At 61.6% G+C, this 20,889-nt stretch carries 20 protein-coding genes; 11 read left to right on the top strand and 9 right to left on the bottom strand.

The genetic code is table 11. The features are described 5' to 3' along the window. Position 1: 1 nt before the first annotated feature. Complete coding sequence (gene argS / locus GRI38_RS01245) at positions 2 to 1,750, bottom strand: arginine--tRNA ligase (protein ID WP_160681202.1); 1,749 nt, start codon at positions 1,748 to 1,750, stop codon at positions 2 to 4. A 72-nt stretch (positions 1,751 to 1,822) separates the two neighbouring features. Next, positions 1,823 to 2,500, bottom strand: a complete 678-nt coding sequence (locus GRI38_RS01240) for a hypothetical protein (protein ID WP_202389813.1) — start codon at positions 2,498 to 2,500, stop codon at positions 1,823 to 1,825. Positions 2,501 to 2,590: 90 nt separating this feature from the next. Between GRI38_RS01240 and ispH the strand changes: the two genes are divergently transcribed. Genes ispH through rnhA form a run of 3 tightly spaced genes read left to right on the top strand, consistent with a single transcriptional unit; the run spans position 2,591 to position 5,028 of the window. Beyond that, positions 2,591 to 3,565, top strand: coding sequence for a 4-hydroxy-3-methylbut-2-enyl diphosphate reductase (ispH, locus tag GRI38_RS01235; RefSeq protein ID WP_160681201.1), 975 nt, complete (start codon positions 2,591 to 2,593; stop codon positions 3,563 to 3,565). Between the two features lie 27 nt (positions 3,566 to 3,592). Next, a complete protein-coding gene (thrB, locus tag GRI38_RS01230) occupies positions 3,593 to 4,579 on the top strand; it encodes a homoserine kinase (RefSeq protein WP_160681200.1) in 987 nt (328 codons plus the stop codon). 14 nt (positions 4,580 to 4,593) lie between these two features. Further along, entirely contained in the window at positions 4,594 to 5,028 is a 435-nt protein-coding gene (gene rnhA, locus GRI38_RS01225) for a ribonuclease HI (RefSeq protein WP_160681199.1), read from the top strand. A gap of 29 nt (positions 5,029 to 5,057) precedes the next feature. On the opposite strand, the gene GRI38_RS01220 is transcribed toward rnhA, so the two are convergent. Together GRI38_RS01220 and GRI38_RS01215 are read right to left on the bottom strand one after the other, a co-directional pair. Beyond that, positions 5,058 to 6,155, bottom strand: a complete 1,098-nt coding sequence (locus GRI38_RS01220; RefSeq protein WP_160681198.1) for an NAD(P)/FAD-dependent oxidoreductase — start codon at positions 6,153 to 6,155, stop codon at positions 5,058 to 5,060. A 17-nt stretch (positions 6,156 to 6,172) separates the two neighbouring features. Continuing rightward, entirely contained in the window at positions 6,173 to 7,141 is a 969-nt protein-coding gene (locus tag GRI38_RS01215) for an alpha/beta fold hydrolase (protein WP_160681197.1), read from the bottom strand. Positions 7,142 to 7,223: 82 nt separating this feature from the next. Between GRI38_RS01215 and GRI38_RS01210 the strand changes: the two genes are divergently transcribed. The 7 genes from GRI38_RS01210 to GRI38_RS01180 all read left to right on the top strand — a co-directional run bounded on the left by GRI38_RS01210 (position 7,224) and on the right by GRI38_RS01180 (position 14,437). Beyond that, complete coding sequence (locus GRI38_RS01210) at positions 7,224 to 7,715, top strand: A24 family peptidase (RefSeq protein ID WP_337191216.1); 492 nt, start codon at positions 7,224 to 7,226, stop codon at positions 7,713 to 7,715. A 94-nt stretch (positions 7,716 to 7,809) separates the two neighbouring features. Next, positions 7,810 to 8,796 (top strand): Flp pilus assembly protein CpaB, encoded by a 987-nt coding sequence (gene cpaB, locus GRI38_RS01205; protein ID WP_160681196.1) that lies wholly within the window; start codon positions 7,810 to 7,812, stop codon positions 8,794 to 8,796. A gap of 62 nt (positions 8,797 to 8,858) precedes the next feature. Continuing rightward, entirely contained in the window at positions 8,859 to 10,433 is a 1,575-nt protein-coding gene (locus GRI38_RS01200; protein WP_160681195.1) for a type II and III secretion system protein family protein, read from the top strand. Positions 10,434 to 10,436: 3 nt separating this feature from the next. Further along, positions 10,437 to 11,081 (top strand): CpaD family pilus assembly protein, encoded by a 645-nt coding sequence (locus tag GRI38_RS01195; RefSeq protein WP_160681194.1) that lies wholly within the window; start codon positions 10,437 to 10,439, stop codon positions 11,079 to 11,081. Position 11,082: 1 nt separating this feature from the next. Beyond that, a complete protein-coding gene (locus GRI38_RS01190; RefSeq protein WP_160681193.1) occupies positions 11,083 to 12,360 on the top strand; it encodes a pilus assembly protein CpaE in 1,278 nt (425 codons plus the stop codon). A 91-nt stretch (positions 12,361 to 12,451) separates the two neighbouring features. After that, entirely contained in the window at positions 12,452 to 13,423 is a 972-nt protein-coding gene (locus GRI38_RS01185; protein WP_160681192.1) for a type II secretion system F family protein, read from the top strand. A gap of 18 nt (positions 13,424 to 13,441) precedes the next feature. Then, on the top strand, positions 13,442 to 14,437 hold the full coding sequence (locus tag GRI38_RS01180; protein WP_160681191.1) for a type II secretion system F family protein: 996 nt from the start codon (positions 13,442 to 13,444) through the stop codon (positions 14,435 to 14,437). A 116-nt stretch (positions 14,438 to 14,553) separates the two neighbouring features. On the opposite strand, the gene GRI38_RS01175 is transcribed toward GRI38_RS01180, so the two are convergent. Both GRI38_RS01175 and GRI38_RS01170 read right to left on the bottom strand, forming a co-directional pair. Beyond that, the gene (locus GRI38_RS01175) at positions 14,554 to 15,015 is read right to left on the bottom strand and encodes a MarR family winged helix-turn-helix transcriptional regulator (RefSeq protein WP_160681190.1); all 462 of its coding nucleotides are present in this window, start codon (positions 15,013 to 15,015) and stop codon (positions 14,554 to 14,556) included. Between the two features lie 50 nt (positions 15,016 to 15,065). Further along, a complete protein-coding gene (locus GRI38_RS01170; RefSeq protein WP_160681189.1) occupies positions 15,066 to 15,938 on the bottom strand; it encodes a crotonase/enoyl-CoA hydratase family protein in 873 nt (290 codons plus the stop codon). 225 nt (positions 15,939 to 16,163) lie between these two features. On the opposite strand from GRI38_RS01170, the gene GRI38_RS01165 reads away from it, so the two are divergent. Further along, complete coding sequence (locus tag GRI38_RS01165; protein ID WP_160681188.1) at positions 16,164 to 16,898, top strand: class I SAM-dependent methyltransferase; 735 nt, start codon at positions 16,164 to 16,166, stop codon at positions 16,896 to 16,898. 116 nt (positions 16,899 to 17,014) lie between these two features. Here GRI38_RS01165 and GRI38_RS01160 read toward each other — a convergent pair whose 3' ends face one another. The 3 genes from GRI38_RS01160 to GRI38_RS01150 form a co-directional block, all read right to left on the bottom strand. Further along, positions 17,015 to 17,896 (bottom strand): amidohydrolase family protein, encoded by an 882-nt coding sequence (locus tag GRI38_RS01160; RefSeq protein WP_160681187.1) that lies wholly within the window; start codon positions 17,894 to 17,896, stop codon positions 17,015 to 17,017. Positions 17,897 to 18,183: 287 nt separating this feature from the next. Next, positions 18,184 to 19,023, bottom strand: coding sequence for a universal stress protein (locus GRI38_RS14250; protein ID WP_160681186.1), 840 nt, complete (start codon positions 19,021 to 19,023; stop codon positions 18,184 to 18,186). Positions 19,024 to 19,128: 105 nt separating this feature from the next. Further along, positions 19,129 to 20,847 carry a cation:proton antiporter domain-containing protein gene (locus GRI38_RS01150; RefSeq protein WP_160681185.1) on the bottom strand — a complete coding sequence of 573 codons (1,719 nt, stop codon included), beginning with the start codon at positions 20,845 to 20,847 and terminating at the stop codon, positions 19,129 to 19,131. Positions 20,848 to 20,889 lie beyond the last annotated feature (42 nt).

Below are 20,889 nucleotides of genomic sequence, written 5' to 3'. Positions count from 1 at the left end.
CCTACATCTCCTCCACCGCCTCGACACCCAAAATGCCGAGCCCGTTGCGGATGACCTGCGCCAGTTGCGCGGCCATGAACAGGCGTGCTTCGGTTAGCTCACCGTTGCCGCTCTGTAAAATGCGCAGGCTCTGGTCATCGTTGCCCGCGTTCCAGAAGCTGTGAAAGGCTGCCGCGAGATCGTAGAGATAGAAAGCGATCCGGTGAGGCTCTCCCGCCTGCGCCGCTGCCTCGACGATGCGCGGGAACTGCGCCGCCAGGGCGACGAGCGCGTGGTCGGCATCGCCCAGCAGATCGAGATTGTCGGGTGATGGCGCAAAGCCCTGTTCTGCCCCCTTGCGCAGAGTGGATGAAATGCGCGCGTGAGCGTACTGGACATAGAATACGGGATTATCGCGGCTCGCCTCGACGACCTTGGCGAAGTCGAACTCCATCTGCGCTTCGGGCTTGCGGGTCAGCATCGTGAAGCGCACGACGTCCTTGCCGACCTCTTCCACGACTTCGGCGAGCGTCACGAAATTCCCTGAACGCTTCGACATCTTTACCGGCTCGCCGTTCCGCATGAGCTGGACCATCTGGATCAGCTTGACGTCGAACGGGATGGGCTTGCCCTGCCCTTCGCTGAGCGCTGCGACCGCCGCCTTGATGCGCTTGACGGTGCCCGCATGGTCGGCGCCCCAGATATCGATGAGGGCATTAGCGCCCTCTGCCTTCTGCATGTGATAGGCGAGATCGGCGCCGAAATAGGTCCAGCTACCGTCGGATTTTCTGATCGGGCGATCCTGATCGTCGCCGAAGCGGGTCGAGCGGAACAGCGGCAATTCGACCGGTTCCCAGTCCTCTGGCGGAGCCTTGCCCTTGGGCGCTTCGAGAACGCCGTCATAGACGAGGTCGCGCGCCCTCAGCCACTCTTCCGCCTCTTCAGGCTTTCCGGCCGCCTGCAGCGCCGCTTCGGAAGCGAATTCGTCGTGATGTATGCCGAGGCGTGCCAAATCTTCCCGGATGAGGTTCATCATCTGCTCGACCGCTTCTGCCCGAAATACCGGCAGCCACTCGCTTTCCGGCGCTTTCTGGAACCTGTCGCCCAACTCGTTCGCGAGATATTCGCCGACCGGTTTCAGGTAATCGCCGGGATACAGCCCTTCGGGGATGTCGCCGATCTCTTCGCCCAGCGCCTCGCGATACCGCAGATGAGCCGAGCGGGCGAGAACATCGACCTGCCCACCCGCATCGTTGACGTAATATTCGCGCACGACCTCGTGGCCGGTGAATTCGAGCAGTGCGGCAAGTGCGTCGCCCACCACCGCGCCGCGGCAATGACCCATATGCATCGGCCCTGTTGGATTGGCCGAAACATATTCGATGTTCACTTTGCGCTCCGCACCGGAATGCGACCGCCCGTAGGCATCGCCCAGCTTCGCGATGCTGCGCAATTCGTCGAGCCACACGACATTGTCGAGCTTGATGTTGATGAAGCCGGGTCCGGCGATCTCGGCAGAAGTCACGAGGGCATCGCCCTCCAGCTTCTCCACGATCAGCGCCGCAAGATCGCGCGGATTGCTTTTGGCCTGTTTGGCGAGCACCATCGCTGCATTGGTGGCAAGATCGCCATGGGCCGCGTCGCGCGGCGGTTCAACGCTCACGCCGGCTCGTGCGGTGTCCTTGGGCAGATGCCCTTCTATTTCGAGCGCATCGAGGATTGCGTCGATCCGCTCGGAAAAACCTGCGTTTAGTGTATGCGTGTCGTCCATCCGACGCGCCTAGCCAAAATGCCCGAAATCGCAAGTCCGCGATGACCTGCGAAAGAGAGGGAGAGAAAGCCGTTACCGCGTGACGTTGTAGGCAAGCTGGTCCTGCGTCAGCTGAAAGCCGACCAGCAATTCGAACGTCGCGCGTGCGACTGCCTGGCGCACTTCGGGATCGGCCAGCGGATCGAGCGCGGCATCCGGATCGCCCGCCTCACGGCGCCGTGTGATGCGCTCACGCACGTCGTCAGGCAGTGTCGCCTGAGCCCGGTCGACATAGGCCGCCGCCCTGCCCGACGCCTGAGCGCGTGTTTCGCCATCGGCAAAGTTCAAAGTGACCTGGCCGACCTGCTTGCTGACGACCGAGGTGCCACCGCGCAGCACGGTGGCGAAATAAGGCAGTGTGACCTGCCGGGCGCCACGCGGGTCGTTGCGCTGGGCAAGGACGTCGAACGTCGCTTCTGCATAGACCCGGTCGCCGCTTTCGTTGCAGGTGGAACGCAGATTGGTCAGCGCAGCCGTCACGTCGAGATTATCGGCGGTGCGTGAACCTTTCTGCCGGAACGTGGTGATGTCGCCGGTATGATCGGGGATGCCGACGGCGGGACAAACCGTCCGGATTGCGGTAATGCCGACACCTTGATCGATGACGAGATCGCCTTCCGAAGCGCATCCGGCCAGTGCCAGCGCACCGGCCGCGGCGAGACCGAGGGCTCTCGTGCGGGACTTGATAAAGGCGCGGATCGGGGCATTCATCGAACGGTGTTCCTCGTTTTCGGGCCTTGCCGCCCTGCTGTCGGCGCTAGCCCCTAGCGGGCGCGTCCACAAAACGCTAGAGGCGAGGACATGAATGCCCGCTTTCCAGCCACCGACCGACAGGCGACTAAGCCCGGCCTGACCCTGCTCATCGCGGCACCCCGCGGATTTTGCGCCGGCGTCGACCGCGCAATCGAAATCGTGGAGCGCGCACTCGAGAAATACGGCGCGCCGGTCTATGTCCGCCACGAGATCGTGCACAACAAGTTCGTCGTCGATGGCCTCCGGGCAAAAGGAGCCATTTTCGTCGAGGAACTCGAGGACGTGCCGGACGACGCGCCCGTGGTCTTCAGCGCGCATGGCGTGCCCAAGACGGTTCCGGCAGAGGCCGAACGTCGCAAGCTCATTTATGTCGATGCCACCTGTCCGCTCGTCAGCAAGGTTCATCGGCAGGCCGAACGGCAGATCGAGCGCGACCGCCACATCATATTTATCGGTCATGCCGGACATCCGGAAGTCGTCGGCACGATGGGGCAGGTCGAACCGGGACAGATGACCCTTGTCGAGGAAGCGGCGGACGTCGCGAAGCTCGACTTTCCGCGCGATGCCGAACTTGCATTCTTGACGCAAACCACCCTTTCGGTTGACGATACGGAGGACGTCATCGCCGCATTGAAGGAACGCTACCCCGATATCGTCGGACCGAAGGCGGACGACATCTGCTACGCGACGTCGAACCGTCAGGCCGCCGTCAAGCAGATTGCTCCGGCAAGCGATCTCGTACTGGTCATCGGATCGCCCAACTCTTCCAATTCGCTGAGGCTCGTAGAAGTGGCGGAACGGTGCGGCACCGCGGCGAAGCTGATCCTGCGCGCTGCGGACATCGACCCGGCTTGGCTCGAGGGTGTGGGAACCATCGGTCTTACGGCAGGAGCCTCCGCTCCCGAACAGCTCGTTCGCGAGGTGGTCGACAAGCTCGGCGAGTGGCGCGATGTCCGCGAGGAAACTCTTTCGAGCGCGGTCGAGAACATGGTGTTCAAACTTCCCCGTCAGCTGATGGACTGACGCCGCGAAGTTACCGGCAACGACCCGATGGCTGTCTATACCAATCTCGGTGCCGAGGCACTTTCCGAACTGACCTCACATTACGATGTCGGAAGGCTCGTATCGGCCAAGGGGATTGCCGAAGGGGTCTCCAACAGCAACTGGCTGATCGAAACCGATGGCGGCGAAAAGCGGGCGCGGCGGCAATTCATCCTCACCATGTACGAGCGCCGCATCGACATCGCGGAGCTACCCTATTTTCTCGACCTTCTCGATCATCTCGCTGCTGCGGGATCGCCTGTACCGCGCACGATCCACGACCGAACCGGCGCGACCCACCGCGCGATCGACGGAAAGGCGGTCGCGCTCATCGAATTTCTGCCGGGCATCTCCCCCGACAAACCGACGAAAGAGCAATTGTTCGCGGTTGGCGAAGCCCTTGCCGGCATTCACCTTGCAGCGCAGTCCTTCCCCGGTCATCGAGAGAACCGCCTCGGTCCCTCCGAATGGGTCGAAACGCTTGCGCGGTGCGGTGAAGATCGCCTCGCGGAAATAAACCCGGACCTGCCGCGAACGCTCGACGTGGCGCGGCAAGTGAAGGAGGAATGGCCGACCGATCTGCCGCGCTCGGTCATTCATTCCGACCTTTTCCCGGACAACGTCCTGATGGTCGGCGACAGGGTAAGCGGGCTCATCGATTTCTATTTCGCCTGCAACGACATGATGGCCTACGACCTCGCGGTAATCCATGCTGCCTGGTGCTTCGATGAGTCCGGCAACGTCTTTAACAAAGAGCTGGGCCGCGCGCTCGTCGCAGGTTATGATTCGCGCCGCGCCTTGTCGGACGAGGAACGCCGCGCCCTCCCCCTGCTCGCCAAGGGAGCCTGCCTACGATTCGTCGCCTCGCGCGCCTTCGACTGGTTCGATACAGGTGCCGAGGCGATGGTCACGCGCAAGGATCCTATGCAATTCGCCCGGCGGCTCGACTTTTATGAAAAGGCGGACAATTCCCTCTTCACCCCGCCAGCGGCTTGAGGCAGGGCGCGATCATGAAGACAGTCGAGATCTATACGGACGGAGCCTGCAAGGGAAATCCGGGTCCGGGGGGCTGGGGCGCGCTCCTCAAGATGGGCAAGCACGAAAAGGCGATGTCGGGCGCCGAGCGTAACACGACGAACAATCGAATGGAGATGACCGCGGCGATCAAGGCGCTCGAAGCGTTGATCGAGCCGTGCGAAGTGCATCTGTATTCCGACAGCAAATACGTCCTCGACGGCATGACGAAGTGGATTTCGGGCTGGCAGAAGCGTGGCTGGGTCAATGCGAGCAAGAAGCCCGTGCGCAATGCCGATCTGTGGCATGAGTTGATTGCCGCCTCTGACCGGCACCAGATGCACTGGCACTGGGTCAAGGGCCATGCAGGTCACCCGGAAAACGAGCGGGTGGACCGGCTGGCGAGCGACGCCGCCGCATCGGTCGCTTAAGGCTCGCTCCGTCTCGCCGGCTCTATTCTTCAGCCGAATCGCGAGGCGAGATAGGGTGATGGATCAATTGCCGCGTAAGGAGCAGGTGCTTCGCTTTCGAGAATGATGCTGGCGGCCACGGCTGCTGCGGCTGGCGATGTTTGGATGCCCGATCCGCCCTGCCCGGCAAACCAGTAGAAGTTCTCACATTGCGTATCCGGTCCGAATACGGGCAGGCGATCGGCGGCGAAGCTGCGTAATCCGGCCCAGCGCCGTTCGACCGCTTCGATACGCCAATCCACGACCGTCTCGAGGCGGGCTATGGCCTGTGCGACGTCGATTTCCTCAGGCGCTGCATCGCATGCTTCGGTCGGGGTTTCGTCATGCGGGCTAAGCCATATCCGCCCCGCATCGGGCTTGAAATAGAAGCTGCCTGCGATGTCCAGCACAAGGGGCATATCTGCCGGCGGAACCGGATCGACGCGAAGCTGGGCCACCGTGCGGCGCAACGGGCTAACCGCGATCGGCTGTGCTCCGGCGAGCTGTGCCATTTCGCCGGCCCATGCGCCCGCCGCATTGACGATGTACGCTGCTTCGACCGTTTCCCCGCCCTCGCTTTCGATGCGCCAGTCGCCGTGCTTTCTTTCGGTGCGACAGACCCGGAAGCCGGTTCGCAGGCTCGCCCCCCGCTCCCGGCTCCGCTTGAGATAGAAGGCGTGGAGCGCGGCCACGTCGATGTCGCAGCAGTCGGGCTGGCTGATCCCATCGACCCACGGCTGTTTCAGGCCGGGAATGGATTGCGCCAGATAGTCTTGCCCGACACGCGAGAAGGTGGCGGCAGTATGGGCGAAGCGATCCTCGAACGCATTGAGCGCGGGACTATCCTTTCCCTGCCCGATATAAAGCGCGCCGCGCGGCGACAGAAAGCCCCCTTCCCGCAAGAACGGCCCGGAAGCGAGCGTCAGCGGCGCGATAAGCGGGCCACCGTAACATTCTTCCCAGAATGCGGCGCTTCGTCCGGTCGCATGATAGCCCGGTTGCGCTTCTGCTTCGAGGATGACGACATTCGCGTGTTCGGCCAGTTCGGCGGCAATGCTCGAACCGGCGATGCCCGCTCCGATCACGGCGAAATCGTAAGTCTCAGGCATCACGGCTGCTCGCCCTTTCAGGCGCTCGCATGACGGTCGAGAAATCGGCGGATCGCATCCATGGCGCGATCCCTGACCGGGTCGACTTCACGAAGGATCTCGTGATGGGCTTCGTCGCCGAACTTGAGCAACTCGGGATGTGGCATGCGCGCCACTGCCTCCTCGATTGCCCTCATCGCGACGAGCTTGTCGTTGCTCGTGGCGACGAACAGCGTGGGCGTCGCCACGCTTTCGAGGATACCGGGCGCGAAGAGAGACCGCATGGAAGCATAGGCCCGCTCGACCCAGTGCCAGCTTGCCGGTCCCATGACGACTTCGGGCCGCTTCTCGCGCCACCATAATTCGTCCTCGTAGCGCGCATCGTGATGGGTCAGCAGCGCGCGTCGGGTTCCGGGCGTCGAACCCGGTTTCTCGCTCCACTTCCAGGCCCGCCGCATCGGATCGCCCAGCCCGCGCACCATTCGCGCGACAAAATGCATGAGAGAAATCGGCAAACGGCTGCCAGTAAAGCCGAGCATGGGTGCGGACAGCACGAGCGCATCGGGATCGACCGCTTTCTCCGCCACCGCGCGCAAGACGAGATGGCCGCCCATCGAATGCCCGATCAGGACGTGCGGCCCCGGCGTATCTGCTTTCCACTCGTCCCAGAAAGCGGCGAGATCGGCGATCCAGATCGCATAATCCTCGATGTGGCCGGTATGCGGATCTTTGCCGAGCCTGCCCGAGCCGCCCTGTCCGCGCCAGTCGGCAGAAGTGACACGCCAGCCGTCGTCATGCCATTCGGCAAGCGTTTCAAGGTATTTTTCGTAATGGTCTCCGCGCCCCGGCATGAACAGGATGGAGCCGCGCGCTTTCGACGCTTCGCAAGGCCAGTCGATCCGGCGGATTTCGTGGTTGTCCGGGGCTCGCCAAATGGTTTCGCTGGCAGAAGCGGGAATGCTGCGACGATCGATGCCTTCGTCCACTGTCTGCAACTCGCCGCTCACTGCTCTCGCTGATGGTTACTGTTTGGTAAGTCCTGTCCCTTAACAGTGCCTTTCACGACCATTTCTGGGCTGCTTGGGGGCAATGATGCCGGACGGAACAATTCACTACGCACTGATCGCTTTCTTGGCAATCGCGCTGCTTGTCGCGGCAATCACGGACATCAGATCGCGCAAGATCGAGAACCGCCTCGTTCTTGCCGTGGCTGTAGTCGCACCGGCTTTCTGGTGGGCTTCGGGCGTCTCGCTATGGCCGGGCGTCGCCATGCAGATCGGCTTTGCTCTCGTCGTCTTCGCGATCCTCTATGCCATCTGGAGCTTCGGTCTGATCGGCGGCGGCGACATCAAGCTGCTGACCGCGATCGCCCTGTGGACGACGCCCGTTCCGTTTCTGCAAATGCTCATGGTGATGGCGCTCGCTGGCGGCGTGCTGAGCATCATCTTCGCCATCCTTCATTTCAAGCGCAAGCGCAGCGACCGCATCCAGGTGCCTTACGGCGTCGCGATTACCGTGGGCGGACTGTGGATGGTCGCCAACACGATGCTCACCGACGTCGCTGCAACGGCGGCGGTTTGAGCGAAACCTGATCTTAACCAATCGGGATGTAGTCCCGGAAACCATAATTGCCCGCAACTGGAATCCGGGCCGACACGAGGGGGCTTAACGAGCCATGGACAAGAAGAAACTGGTATTGCTGATTGGTGCATCGATCGTCGCGGTCGGCAGCGCCGTATTTGCCCGCAGCATGTTCGGTGACGCTGGTGCACCGCAGGTACAGGCTGCGCCCGTCGTTCACGAAGGTCCCCGGGTACTCGTTGCCCAGCGCGCCCTTCCGACCGGCACGATCATCACCGCCGATGCCATGAAGTTCCAGGAATGGCCGGAAGAGATGGTGCAAGAAGCTTATTTCATCGACGGCGAAAGCGACCTCAACTCGCTTATCGGCACGGTCGTTCGCTATCCGGTCACCGCCGGCGAGCCGGTCACGCAGGGTTCGCTCGTATCGCCCGGCGATCGCGGGTTCCTCGCTGCAGCCCTTTCGCCCGGCATGCGCGCCGTCACGATCCCCGTTTCGGCCAAGACCGCCGTTGCCGGTTTCATCTTTCCCGGCGACCGGATCGACCTCATGCTGACGCAGACCGTCACAAATGACGATGGCTTCAGCGTGAAGGCATCGGAAACCATCATGCGTAACCTTCGCGTTCTTGCGACGGACCAGAAGACGACGCAGCAAACGGTCGAGGGCAAGACGGTCGTCAAGACCTTCCGCAACGTGACAATCGAAGTCACGCCGAAGATCGCGGAGAAGGTTGCGGTCGCCCAGACGCTCGGCACGCTGAGCCTGTCGCTGCGCGCGATCGCCGACAGCAATGCCGAACTCGAACAGGCGATTGCGACCGGCAAGGTTGTCATTCCCGACAATGCGACGCCTGACGAGGAAGAACGTCTGCTGCGCGAGGCCGCCAACCGGATCGATGATGGTCGTACGACCTATTCGACGGGAGCCGACGTCTCGCGCTTTCAGTCAAACCGTCCGCGTCGTCGTCCGGCCGAAGAAAGCGCGCCAAGCACCGTAGAACGTCCGGCAGCACCGACGGGTCCGGTCGTCCGCGTCACTCGCGGCAAGACGACCAGCGCAGAGCCGGTAGGACGCTGAGCATGCGCATCGCAAACATAAAGAGACAAGCACGCGAAAAAGACATTTCGAGGGGCAAGAAAATGAAAACCCGTTTTACCGCTACCCTGCTGCTGGCGAGTGCCGCCATCGGTTCGCTGGCAAGCGTCGCCGTCGCTCCGGCAGCGGTCGCCCAGTCGGTCGTCGAGCCCTCGCAGGACGTAGTCCTGTCGATCGGCAAGGGCCAGCTCATCAGCGTACCCGGATCGATGACCGATATCTTCGTCGCCAATGACGCGATTGCCGATGTTCAGGTCAAGTCGCGCCAGCAGCTTTACATCTTTGGCAAGTCCGGCGGCGAAACGACGCTTTATGCTAGTAACGCCGCGGGCGACATCATTTGGTCCGCCAACGTCCGCGTCGGTTCAAACATCTCCAGCATCGATCAGATGCTTGCCCTCGCCATGCCCGAAGCGAAAGTTTCGGTCGCGACGATGGGAACGAACACCGTCCTCCTGACGGGCACTGTCGCCGCTCCTGAAGATGCAGCCGAAGCGCAACGCCTCGTCGAAGCCTTCGTTGGCAACGAGATGAACGTCATCAGTCGACTGAAGATGGCAACGCCGCTGCAGGTCAACCTGCGCGTCAAGTTCGCCGAAGTCAGCCGCAGCCTCGTTCGCGAAATCGGCGGAAACCTCAGCACGATCGACGGCACGAGCGGGTTCCGCTTCGGGGTCGGCACGGGCCGCGCCATCAGCAACGAGTTCAACACCGGCGGTCCGCTGGGCGTGGGTAACGGCCTCGGAAAGACGGTAGGTGTTCTACCAGACGGGACGGAAGTTCCCGGCACCGCAATCGACGCCATCGGAAACGGAACGACGCTCGGCTTCCTCGGCGAGTTCCTCGGACTCGACCTCCTCGGAGCATTCGACCTTGCCGAGCGCAATGGTCTCGTCACGACGCTCTCCGAACCGAACCTGACGGCGCTGTCCGGCGAGACAGCCGACTTCCTGGCTGGCGGCGAGTTCCCGATCCCGTTGAGCAGCGGGCTCGGCACGACGTCGATCCAGTACAAGAAGTTCGGCGTCAGCCTCGCTTACACGCCGACCGTCCTCGCCAATGGCCGCATTTCGATGCGTGTCCGTCCGGAAGTTTCGGAATTGTCGAGCCAGGGTGCCGTGGTCGTGGACGGCTTCAATATCCCCGCGCTTACGATCCGCCGAGCTGAAACGACCATCGAACTGGGTTCGGGTCAGAGCTTCATGATTGCCGGCCTGATGTCCACGAACGCTCAGAACACGATCAACAAGGCGCCGGGTGCGGGCGACATTCCGATCATCGGAAACCTGTTCCGCTCCTCCAGCTTCCAGCGGGGCGAGACCGAACTGGTCATCATCGTCACGCCCTATCTCGTGAAGCCGGTCGATGCGAGCCGCATCAAGCTGCCGACCGACGGTTACCAGTCGCCGAACTTCCTGCAGCAGCAATTGCTGTTCCGCGATCACGACGGCGTCAGCGGCGCGACCCGCCCGGGGCCGACCGTCGCGGGCGAAGGGCCGACCGATCCGCGCATCTCGCACAACGATGGCGAGGAACGTGGCGGTGATCGCAAGGGGCGCACCGAACGCCGCGCCGAGGCAATCAAGCCGGGCTTCAGCTTCAATTCGGAAGGGGAATAAGACATGCGCCTTACTGCCAAACAATCGATGACAGGCGCAGCGGCGCTGTGCCTCGTCCTCGCGCTTTCCGCCTGCGGCGGAATGCCGACCGAACGCTCGCTTTACAGCACCAACCAGCCGGTGGTCGAACGCGAAAACATCGTCTTCGACGTCGACACCAGCGCCAGCGGTCTGTCCGTATACGAACAGCAGCGCCTCAACGACTGGTTCGATTCGATGGACCTTCGCTACGGCGACCGCGTCTCGATCGACGACCCGATGGCGAACATGGCGACCCGCGAAGCGATTGCCGAGCTTGCCGGGCGACGGGGCATCCTCATCAGCGAAGGATCGCCGGTCACGGCCGGTGCGGTCAATGCGGGACAGGCGCGCGTCGTCATCACCCGTTCGACCGCTTACGTCCCCGACTGCCCGAACTGGTCGGCCAAATCGTCGATGAACTACAACAACGCATCGAGCCCGAATTACGGATGCGCGAACAACAGCAATCTCGCGGCCATGATCGCCAATCCCGAGGACCTCATCAAGGGTCAGGAAGGCACCGGCGAGACGGTGGTGATGAGCGCGACGAAGGCGATCGACACTTATCGCGATCAGGCACCGACCGGCACCGGCGGCGTCAAGGCTAACTCAACGGGTGGAAACTAAGATGTCTACACAATGGAAACCTGGCCCGAACGGTGGCCGCGATCCGTTCGCAGCGTTCATCTGCGACGAAACCGCTCTCGATGAGCTGCGCCCGGTCGTCATCGAACTGGGCTGGCAGCCTGAGAAGTGCAACAAGGGCGGTCTGCGCAACGCGATCCAGTCGCTCTCCGTTTCGGCGAGTCCCAACATCCTGATGGTGGATCTGTCCGAAAGCGGCGACCCGCTCAACGACATCAATGCCCTTGCCGAAGTGTGCGAACCGGGAACGGTCGTCATCGCCATAGGCCAGGTCAACGACGTTCGCCTCTATCGCGACCTGCTCGCCAGCGGCATCCACGATTACCTGCTGAAGCCGCTTTCGGCGAGCCAGTTGCGCGATGCGCTCAACCAGGCGCAAGCCGTCTTCGCAGCGCCCAAGGCAAGCGATCCCGACTCGGCCAAGCGCCACATCTCGACCGCCGTCATCGGCACGAGGGGCGGCGTGGGCGCGTCGATGCTGGCGACTTCGCTGAGCCACATCTTCAGCACGAAGCACAATCTGCCGACGGCGCTTCTCGATCTCGACATTCATTTCGGAACGGGTGCGCTGGCGCTCGATCTGGAGCCCGGTCGCGGTCTCACTGACGCCATAGACAATCCGAGCCGCATCGACGGTCTGTTCATCGAACGAGCCATGATCCGCGCGAACGACAATCTGTCGATCCTGTCGGCAGAGGCACCGATCAACGTCCCGCTGATGACGGACGGCGCTGCCTTCCTTCAGCTGGAGGAAGAGTTCCGGCAGGCGTTCGAGATGACGATGATCGACATGCCACGCAACATGCTGATCAACTTCCCGCATCTGCTCAACGACGTGAACGTGACGATCGTCGCCTGCGACATGACGCTCGCTTCGGCGCGCGACACGATCCGCATCCTGTCTTGGCTTAAGACGAATGCCGCGCACGCCATGCCGGTCGTCGTCGCGAACAAGGTCGCGCCCGCTTCGTCGGAAATCAGCAAGGCGGATTTCGAGGCGTCGATCGAGCGCAAGGTCGATTTCTCGATCCCGTTCGATCAGAAAGCGGCCGCCAATTCGGCCAAGCTCGGTCAGACCTTCGCCCAGGCGAACGCTTCGAGCAAGGCAACCGGGGTCATGAACAAGATCGCCGAGCACATCCTCGGTTCGGGCGGCGACGATGGCGATGGCGAGACCGACGGCAAGAAGTCGCTGCTCGGCACCTTCGACATCAAGTCGCTCATGGCGAAGAAGGACAAGCCGGCGAAAGCCAACGCCTGAGCCCGTCGGGAAAATGCGCCGCTGCGATGGACCAATGGTTGCTCGCAGCGGCCGCCCTCCCGAAGATCATTAAGAATAAGCGGAGCAGATAATGGGCATGATGGAAACAGGTGTGATCGCGATCGGGGCCTTCGCCGTCTTGAGCGTGCTCTACGTGCTGCTGGCAGGTTCCTCTGCGTCCAAAACGACGCAGCGCCGGTTGCAGGCGGTCCGCTATCGCCACTCTGAAAGTGCGGACGCAAAAGTCGAATCTCAGCTGAAAAAGGCGATCGCCTCGCGTCGACCGCGCCTGAACTACGCCGCGGGATCGAAATCCCGCAAGGAGGCGCTCGCCATGCGCCTCGACCGGACAGGCAAGAACTGGACGGTCAGCCAGTATTTCTATGCTTCGCTCGGCCTCTTGCTGCTGGTTGCGATTGTGATGTTCCTGAAGACCGGATCGCTGCCGCTTTCGCTCGCCGTAGGTCTCATCATCGGTGCGGGCCTTCCGCATCTCGTGGTGGGTTACCTCGTCAAGCGGCGCACGAATGCCTTTACGGTCAAGTTTCCCGACGGCATCGAACTGCTCGTCCGCGGCCTTCGCTCAGGTTTGCCGGTCACCGAAACGCTGTCGGTGGTCGCGCAGGAAGTGCCCGGCCCGGTCGGGGAGGAATTCCGCGGCATCGTCGAGCGCATCAAGATCGGTCGCACGATGGAGGAATCCCTTCAGGAAACCGGCGATCGTCTCGGCATTCCGGAGTTCAACTTCTTCTGCATCACCCTAGCGATCCAGCGCGAAACCGGTGGTAACCTGGCGGAAACGCTCTCGAACCTTGCCGACGTGCTGCGCAAGCGTGCCCAGATGAAACTGAAGATCCGCGCGATGAGTTCGGAATCGAAAGCCTCGGCCTATATCGTCGGTGCCCTGCCCTTCGTCGTCTTCACGATGATCTGGTGGATCAATCCGGGCTACCTCAACGGTTTCTTCACGGACGACCGCCTCATCATCGTCGGCATCGGAGGCTTCATCTGGATGTGCATCGGTGCCTTCATCATGGCCAAGATGGTCAGCTTCGAAATCTGACCGGGGGATAGGATAGCCATGGAACCTCAAGCTACAGGACCCACGCTGCTCGGCGTCGACGTCATCATGGTCGGCAGCATTCTTGCCGGCATCGCCGCCTTCGCCGTCATGCTCGCCATCTATGCCGCGGTCACGGTCAAGGACCCGATGGCAAAGCGGGTCAAGTCCCTCAACAACCGCCGCGAGGAATTGAAGGCGGGCATCGTCACCTCTACGGCGAAGAAGCGCCAGCGGATCACGCGCAAGACCGACACGACCGAGAAGGTCAAGGAAACCCTTGCCAATCTGAAAGTCCTCCAGGACAGCCAGATCAAGGACATCCAGCAGAAGCTCGCCTATGCGGGTATCCGCAACAAGGACCTTGCCGTCATCGTCATCGGCGTGCGCATCATCGCGCCGCTCGTCCTCGGTATCACAGCAGGCCTCGCGCTCTACGTGTTCGACATGTTCCCGGCGTGGGGCGACTTCAAGCGCTTCATGGCCTTCGCCGCCATGGTGATAGCCGGTTACAAGGGCCCGGAAACCTACCTCAAGAACATCGCCAACAAGCGGACCGACGCCATTCGCAAGGGCCTGCCCGACGCGCTCGACCTGCTGGTCATCTGCGCCGAGGCCGGTCTGACCGTCGACGCCGCATTCAACCGCGTGGCGAAGGAACTGGGCCGTGCCTATCCCGAACTGGGTGAGGAATTCGCGCTCACCTCGATCGAACTGTCCTTCCTCAATGAGCGCAAGCAGGCATTCGACAACCTTGCCTATCGCGTGAACCTCGAAGCCGTGAAGGGCGTCGTCACGACGATGGTGCAGACCGAACGCTACGGCACCCCGCTTGCCGCCGCGCTGCGCGTATTGTCGGCCGAGTTCCGCAACGAGCGCATGATGCGCGCCGAGGAAAAGGCCGCGCGCCTGCCCGCGATCATGACCATTCCGCTCATCCTGTTCATCTTGCCCGTCCTGTTCATCGTCATTCTCGGACCGGCAGCCTGTTCCATCGCGGACGCCTTCGGAGGGTAGGCAAACCCCCTTCGAACGGTCCGCAAGGCCACTGGCAGGCGGCCGGCTCCGACACCAAGCGGGGCCGGCCGTCTTCCGTTTCGGCAACGGAGAACTGCCCCCGCCCGACGCGAAGCCTATGCGTCCGGTTCCCCCGTCGCGCGCGCGCGAATCCGCTTCAGCAGCGCATGTAGCTGGGCGCGTTCCTCGCTCGAGAACTCCGCGAACAGCTCGCTCTCGATTGCCCTTGCCAGCGGCATCACGCGCGCGTGGATCGCCTTGCCCGTCTCGCTCAGCGTCAGCAGGTGACTGCGCCCGTCCTCCCGGTTCGGCGCACGCGACAGCAATCCGCGATCTTCCAGCACCTTGCACGCCCGGTTGACCGCCACCTTGTCGAGCAGCGTCAGCCCAACCAGCCGTCGCTGCGTCAGCGGTTCGCCATCGCCCAGCACCGCCATGATGCGCCATTCGGTCATCTTGAGGCCGAATTCGCTGCGATACTGCTCCGCGATACGGGCGCTGACCGCGTTGGAAGCCACGGACAGCTGATAGGGGAGGAAGTCCTCCAGGTGCTCGGACGGTCCGGTGCGCTCGGTCATAGGCCAAGCCCCCTAGCGGATCGCCGGGCAAGCGCAAGTTCGCGTGCCGCTCATTCGTAACCCGGCTCTTCCCACCAGGGATAGAAGCCCGGCATGTCCTCGCCGACCTTGCCCGGATAGTCCGGCAGCCGCTTCTCCAGAAAGCTCGCCACGCCCTCGACCGCATCCTTGCCGCGCGACAGCGTATAGATCGCCCGGCTGTCGACCCGGTGCGCCATCATCGGATGTTCGGTCGCCGACAAGCGCCAGAGCATCGCGCGCGTCATCGCGACCGACACGGCGGAGGTGTTGTCGGCGATCTCCAGCGCCAGCGTCCGCGCCGCGCCGAGCAATTCGCCGGGCGCATGAACCGACCGCACCAATCCGGCCTCGCGCGCTTCGCCCGCATGGAAGATGCGCCCCGTCATGCACCATTCGAGCGCCGTGGGCAGCCCGACGATCCGCGGCAGGAACCAGCTCGAAGCGGCCTCCGGCACGATCCCGCGCCGCGCGAAGACGAAGCCGTAGCGCGCATTGTCCGAGGCCAGCCGCATGTCCATCGCCAGCTGCATCGTCGCGCCTACGCCAACTGCCACTCCGTTGCAGGCGGCAATGAGGGGCTTCGTCGAGCGGAAAAGGCGCAGGGTCAGGCGGCCGCCGCCATCGCGCACCCGCTCGTCCGACAGGTCCGCAACCTCATCAGCGCTGGCAAAAGGCGAAGCGCCGTCATCGGGCGTCAGGTCCGCGCCTGCGCAAAAGGCCTTATCGCCCGCACCGGTGAAGATGACCGCCCGGATGGCGTCGTCAGTATCGACGTCGTCCATTGCGCGGATGATCTCGTCCATCATGACGGGCGTGTAGGCATTCATCCGGTCGGGCCGGTCAAGCGTGATCGTCGCGATGGCCCCGGTCTTTTCGAGTGTAATCTGGCTATAGTCCTTCATGGCCGCCTCCCTCCATTTGTCCCGTTCCTCGCACACTTCGTGCCCATATGGAACAGATGGAACACGGTCCTGAGGCTAAAAAACTCGCCCCCGCTCAGGCGGGTTTTCGAGCGAAGCAGGAGGGAGGTGGCGGCGAGCGTCATGCTTCCCGGAATAGACTGTCGAAGGAGGGTAGGAAACGAGCGAGCTTGCGGAGATCGTGCCGAACAATCTACCTTCGCGCGCATGGCCGCACGTTACGACACCATCGGTATCAACTACGCGCCATTGCGGCGACCGGACGACCGGATCGCGAACCAGATTCATCGCGCGCTGGGAACGGCCAGAAGCGTCCTGAACGTCGGTGCTGGGACCGGCTCTTACGAACCGACGGACAGAGAGGTTACGGCGGTCGAGCCGTCGATCGAGATGATCCGCAAGCGCGCTCCATCCGCCGCCCCGTGCGTGCAGGCTTGCGCGGAGAACCTCCCCTTCGACGACCGGTCGTTCGACGCGGCTATGGCGATCCTCACCGTCCATCACTGGTCCGATATCGGTGCAGGATTGCGCGAAATGAGGCGGGTCACGCGCGGCCCCATCGTGCTGCTGACCTTCGACCCGGCCTGCCGCCCGTGGCTCACCGACTACTTGCCGGAGCTTGCCGAGCTGGACGACCTGCGCATGCCAGCCATGGCCGACTATTCCGAATGGCTGGGCACGGTCGCGGTCGAACCCGTCCTGATCCCGCACGATTGCACGGACGGCTTTCTCTATGCCTATTGGCGTCGACCCGAAGCCTATCTGGACGAGCGGATGAGGTCGGGAAGCTCTTCATTCTGGGCGCTGACGGATGTGGACAAGGGACTGGAGCATTTGTCGAACGACCTCGAGACCGGGGAATGGGACCGCAGCTATGGTCATCTGCGAAGCCGGGACAATTACGACGCCGGTTATCGACTGGTCATCAGCACCCGGCCATAGTCGTTACCCTGCCTGCCCTGCTTCGCGTCCTCTGCACGGTGACCGGGGGCGGACTGACCGTTTGTCCCAGATTTCCCTCATAAGCTGGCCTGGCAGCTAACGACCCGGTTTGGGACTTAGTCAGTCAATCGGAAGAACTTTGCGGCATTGCCGTGTAAGATCGCCTGCTTCTGATTTTCATCCAGCCACGCGAAGCCATCGAGCCGCTCAAGGATGGGACCGATTGGCAGATTATCGCTCCCGAACATGATCCTGTCGCCGAAGCCTGCATCGATCAGCCTTCGCAGCGTCGCCTCATATTGTTCGATGGGCATGGCTCCGTTGGTGATCGATAAATCGACATTCACGTTGGGGAAGTCGCTAAGGAGAGCTAATGTTTCTGGCCAGAACGCTTGGTGGTCTCCTCTTCCCGCTCCAACGTGTTGTAGCCAGATGCGAAGGTTTGGATGTTTCGCAAGAACCGGTCGAAGGAGCGCCGGATTACCCATCTCCGGATCGTAATGTGGGCAGCAGTTGGGCTCGGATCGGATACTGTTCCTTGCTCCCGGCGGAGGGCCTCTTTGAGTGTGGACTCCCACCGGTATGTCATAAACCTCAGCAAGCGCCCAATACTGCTCAAGACGCGGATTGGAAGGCGAAATGCCGGAATAGCTGGGAGTGAGTTCGTGTACGGCATGAACTCTCCCGGCCGCAAGTTCCTCCTCGAGCCAGGCGGGGTCCGCCCAACCCTCGTTCTCGGGGAAACAGTGGTAGCGAGGCTCGGCTTGGTTGCGCGGGCAGACAATCCAAGTCCCAACGATGATACCTTCGCGTTGCCAGCGCTCGACATCTGCCTCGTTCGTAACGGCCATTACGGCCACTTCGACCCCGTACCTCTCAAGCTCCTCCAGCTGTCCGCGTTGCACTGCATCACCATCGCTATCAGGCCAGCCGGCATGACGATGAACGTCGATCAGGGGGGCTGAAGAGGCGAGGCCGATTGCAAACAGGAAGGACACCAAATCATTCTCCAACGAGCCGCGGTATATTGATTGAAACGTTCTCCACGTAAAGTCCGCTTCCCACCCAATGTCGGTCGTTCGTCCAACGGCTGAGCTGTCCTAGAACCGGACTGGCAGCTTCATTCAATCGTGACGCAAACGCGGACCATCAGCTACCTCTTAGCGGACATCAAGCTCCTGATGATCGCCGACACCATGTCCGCAGGTCTTTCTGGGCCAAGGAGCGGAGATTGTGAGGATGCCCTTGTTGCTGAGAAATGGTGACAGTCCGCAGCGCACACCGGCTATGAGTCGGCCTTCTTCGTGTTCACGACCAGGATATCGGAGGAAAGGGTTCTCAAAAGTTCGCTCGTAACACTACCCAATGCAGCTTGGCGGAACCCGCTAGTCCCGTGACTTCCCACGACCACCAGGGTGGAAGCCGGGTCATTATCATGCGCCTGGCTTTCCGATGTTAGCGCTTCGTGAACTCCTCCCCGAACCAAGCGATGGGTCGTGTTCTTCAGGTTCGGCGCGCGGGATTTGAGATCATCAACGAATTTCACGAGCCGTTCGCTTTCGTCCGCCTCGATTTCTTCGGCCACATATCGGTCGTGCTGAAAAGCCTGAAATGGAACTTGCCAAGCATGTACAATATGAACCGGAACGTCCGGGAAGAGCTTTGCCGCTTCGATTATCGCATAAGCCGAAGCAGCGGAAAAATCAGTCCCGGCAACAATGTGGCCGTACGGCGTGCGGGCACGCTTCTTCACCACTAGACACGGACAATCGGTATCTCTCAAAACGTAGTCGACGGCCGTGCCTAGAAAATAGTCGCCGATAGAATTGTATCGTGCCGGTCCGATGACGAGCAATTCAACGCCGGGACCCCGGGTTTCTTCGGCTATGGCCCGCGGAGGGGAACCTTCGGGAAAGGCCGTTTCGATGGGACAGGGCGCATCGCCGACGGTTTGAGCCATCCGGTTCTCTAAGTCGTTCCAGTCGGCATTTTCGGCGTCGATGAAATCGAGCGCATGGATCACGCGAACCGTGCAGTTCCGCTCCTTCCCGAGAAGCAACGCGCGATCCAACGCTCGATCGGCTCTCGCGCTGAAATCGGTAGCTACAAGGATCGGGGCGCTCACTATTTCTTACCTCCTGTACCGACAAACCATTCGTAGGTAACTCAGGCTAGTCATCTACGAAGCCTTGTCCAGTTCATTTGAAAACGTTGAAAACTTGGCGCTCGCTCAGGTGTCAAAGAGGGCTCTTTGCAGTTCGATCCGACGGCTCGCCGTTTCCTCTTCAATCCCCGATTCGATCAGAAGAAGCTCTGCCAGACGCAAACTCCCCTCTGTAGTTTCAGGCACAGCCTTCGTGGCGCCGCGATCAAGTAGCAGCTGGGCGTGACCACGGTTTCGGGCCCGAGCGAAGATTGGAACTCCTGCAGCAATTCGCTTCAGTTCTGCCGTCAATTCTGCGGTCGCTTCTTCGTCAGCGATCGTGACGACGACTGCAGATGCCCGGTCCAGTCCTGCATCTCGAAGGATGGGCAACATAGAGGCATCGCCAAGTCTGACGGGCCGACCTTGTGCTCTCGCCGATTGGACGATCGCAGGATCTCGATCGATCGCGATATACTGAAAGTTCTCGCCATCGAGAACGCCGGCAATGGTTTTCCCCACCCTGCCATACCCCGCGATGATAACGTGCCCTTCAAGTTCGTCGTCGACAAAAGTCAGTCGCTCTCGCTTATCGTCTAAATGTTGTAGAGCTTGGGCTGCGCGCTTCGCGAGCCAGTCCATGACCGGTGTCGCGAGCATTGTCAGGCCAACGACGATCAGCATGAATTGACCGATCTCTGGGGAAAGCAGACCTACCGTTATGGAAAGGCCGACGACGAGAAACCCAAACTCGCCCGCTTGTCCCAGCATGATCGCAGCTTCGGCAGCACGACTTCGCGGAAGACGCCAGAGCAAGCACAGTCCGAAAATGATAACGATCTTCAGGGCGACGAGCCCTAATGCCGATGCCAGTATCCAGAAGGGATTATCCAAGACGACACGCCAATCGACGCCCATTCCGACGGACAAGAAAAACAGACCCATCATCAAACCTTTGAACGGCTCGATGTCGATCTTGACTTGATGACGGAACTCGGTCTCAGCAACAAGCAGACCTGCCAGAAAGGCTCCCAGAGCCATCGACAATCCGGCGAGCCCAGTCAGCACGGCAGTGCCAATGACCAAGAGCAGCACGATCGCGACGAACGCCTCGCGGCTGTTAGTGCTCGCAACGATATGAAGCGCGGGGTGAATGATCAGGCGTCCCACCCCGTAGATGAGCGCTATCGTCACGATCGCCTGGATAAGCGCAAACCCGAACCCGAGCGCCAGATTGGCCGTTGCCATCGTACCGAGCACGCTGACAGCAAATAGGATAGGCACGACGGCAAGGTCCTGCATCAACAGGATAGAGAAGGTGACACGGCCAGTCGGCGAGCCAAGGCGTCCACTTTCCATCAGCAATTGCGTGACTATCGCGGTCGAGGACAACGCAAGACAGGCACCTAGGACAACCGAAACTCCCGGCGCGTTACCCCAGAGCAAAGCAGTCACTGCGATCACCGTCGCGGTTACAAGAACCTGGGCGCCGCCCAGACCAAAAACCAGGCGGCGCATCGCCCAAAGTCTCTGAAACGAGAGCTCAAGGCCGATGACGAAAAGCAAGAAGATTACCCCAAGCTCTGCCAGCAAGGCCACGCCTTCACGATCGGTGATGACCAGCCAAGAGACAGGCTCGAACGTCGGTTGGAGCAGGCCGAGGCCGTACGGTCCAATGACGCTGCCGACGATGAAAAAGGCTATGATCGGGCTGATCTTGCGCTGGAGCAGGGGTACGATGAAACCTGCTGTAAACAGGAATAGAAGGACTTCGCGGACGTAGGGGATGTGGACTTGGTTCTCCATGGTCCTGAGCCTAATGAATTGTCGCGTGATGCAAAGATCAAG

It is taken from the genome of Parapontixanthobacter aurantiacus, from assembly GCF_009827635.1.
Lineage (GTDB): Bacteria > Pseudomonadota > Alphaproteobacteria > Sphingomonadales > Sphingomonadaceae > Parapontixanthobacter > Parapontixanthobacter aurantiacus.
This window is presented reverse-complemented; position numbering and strand designations above follow the sequence as displayed.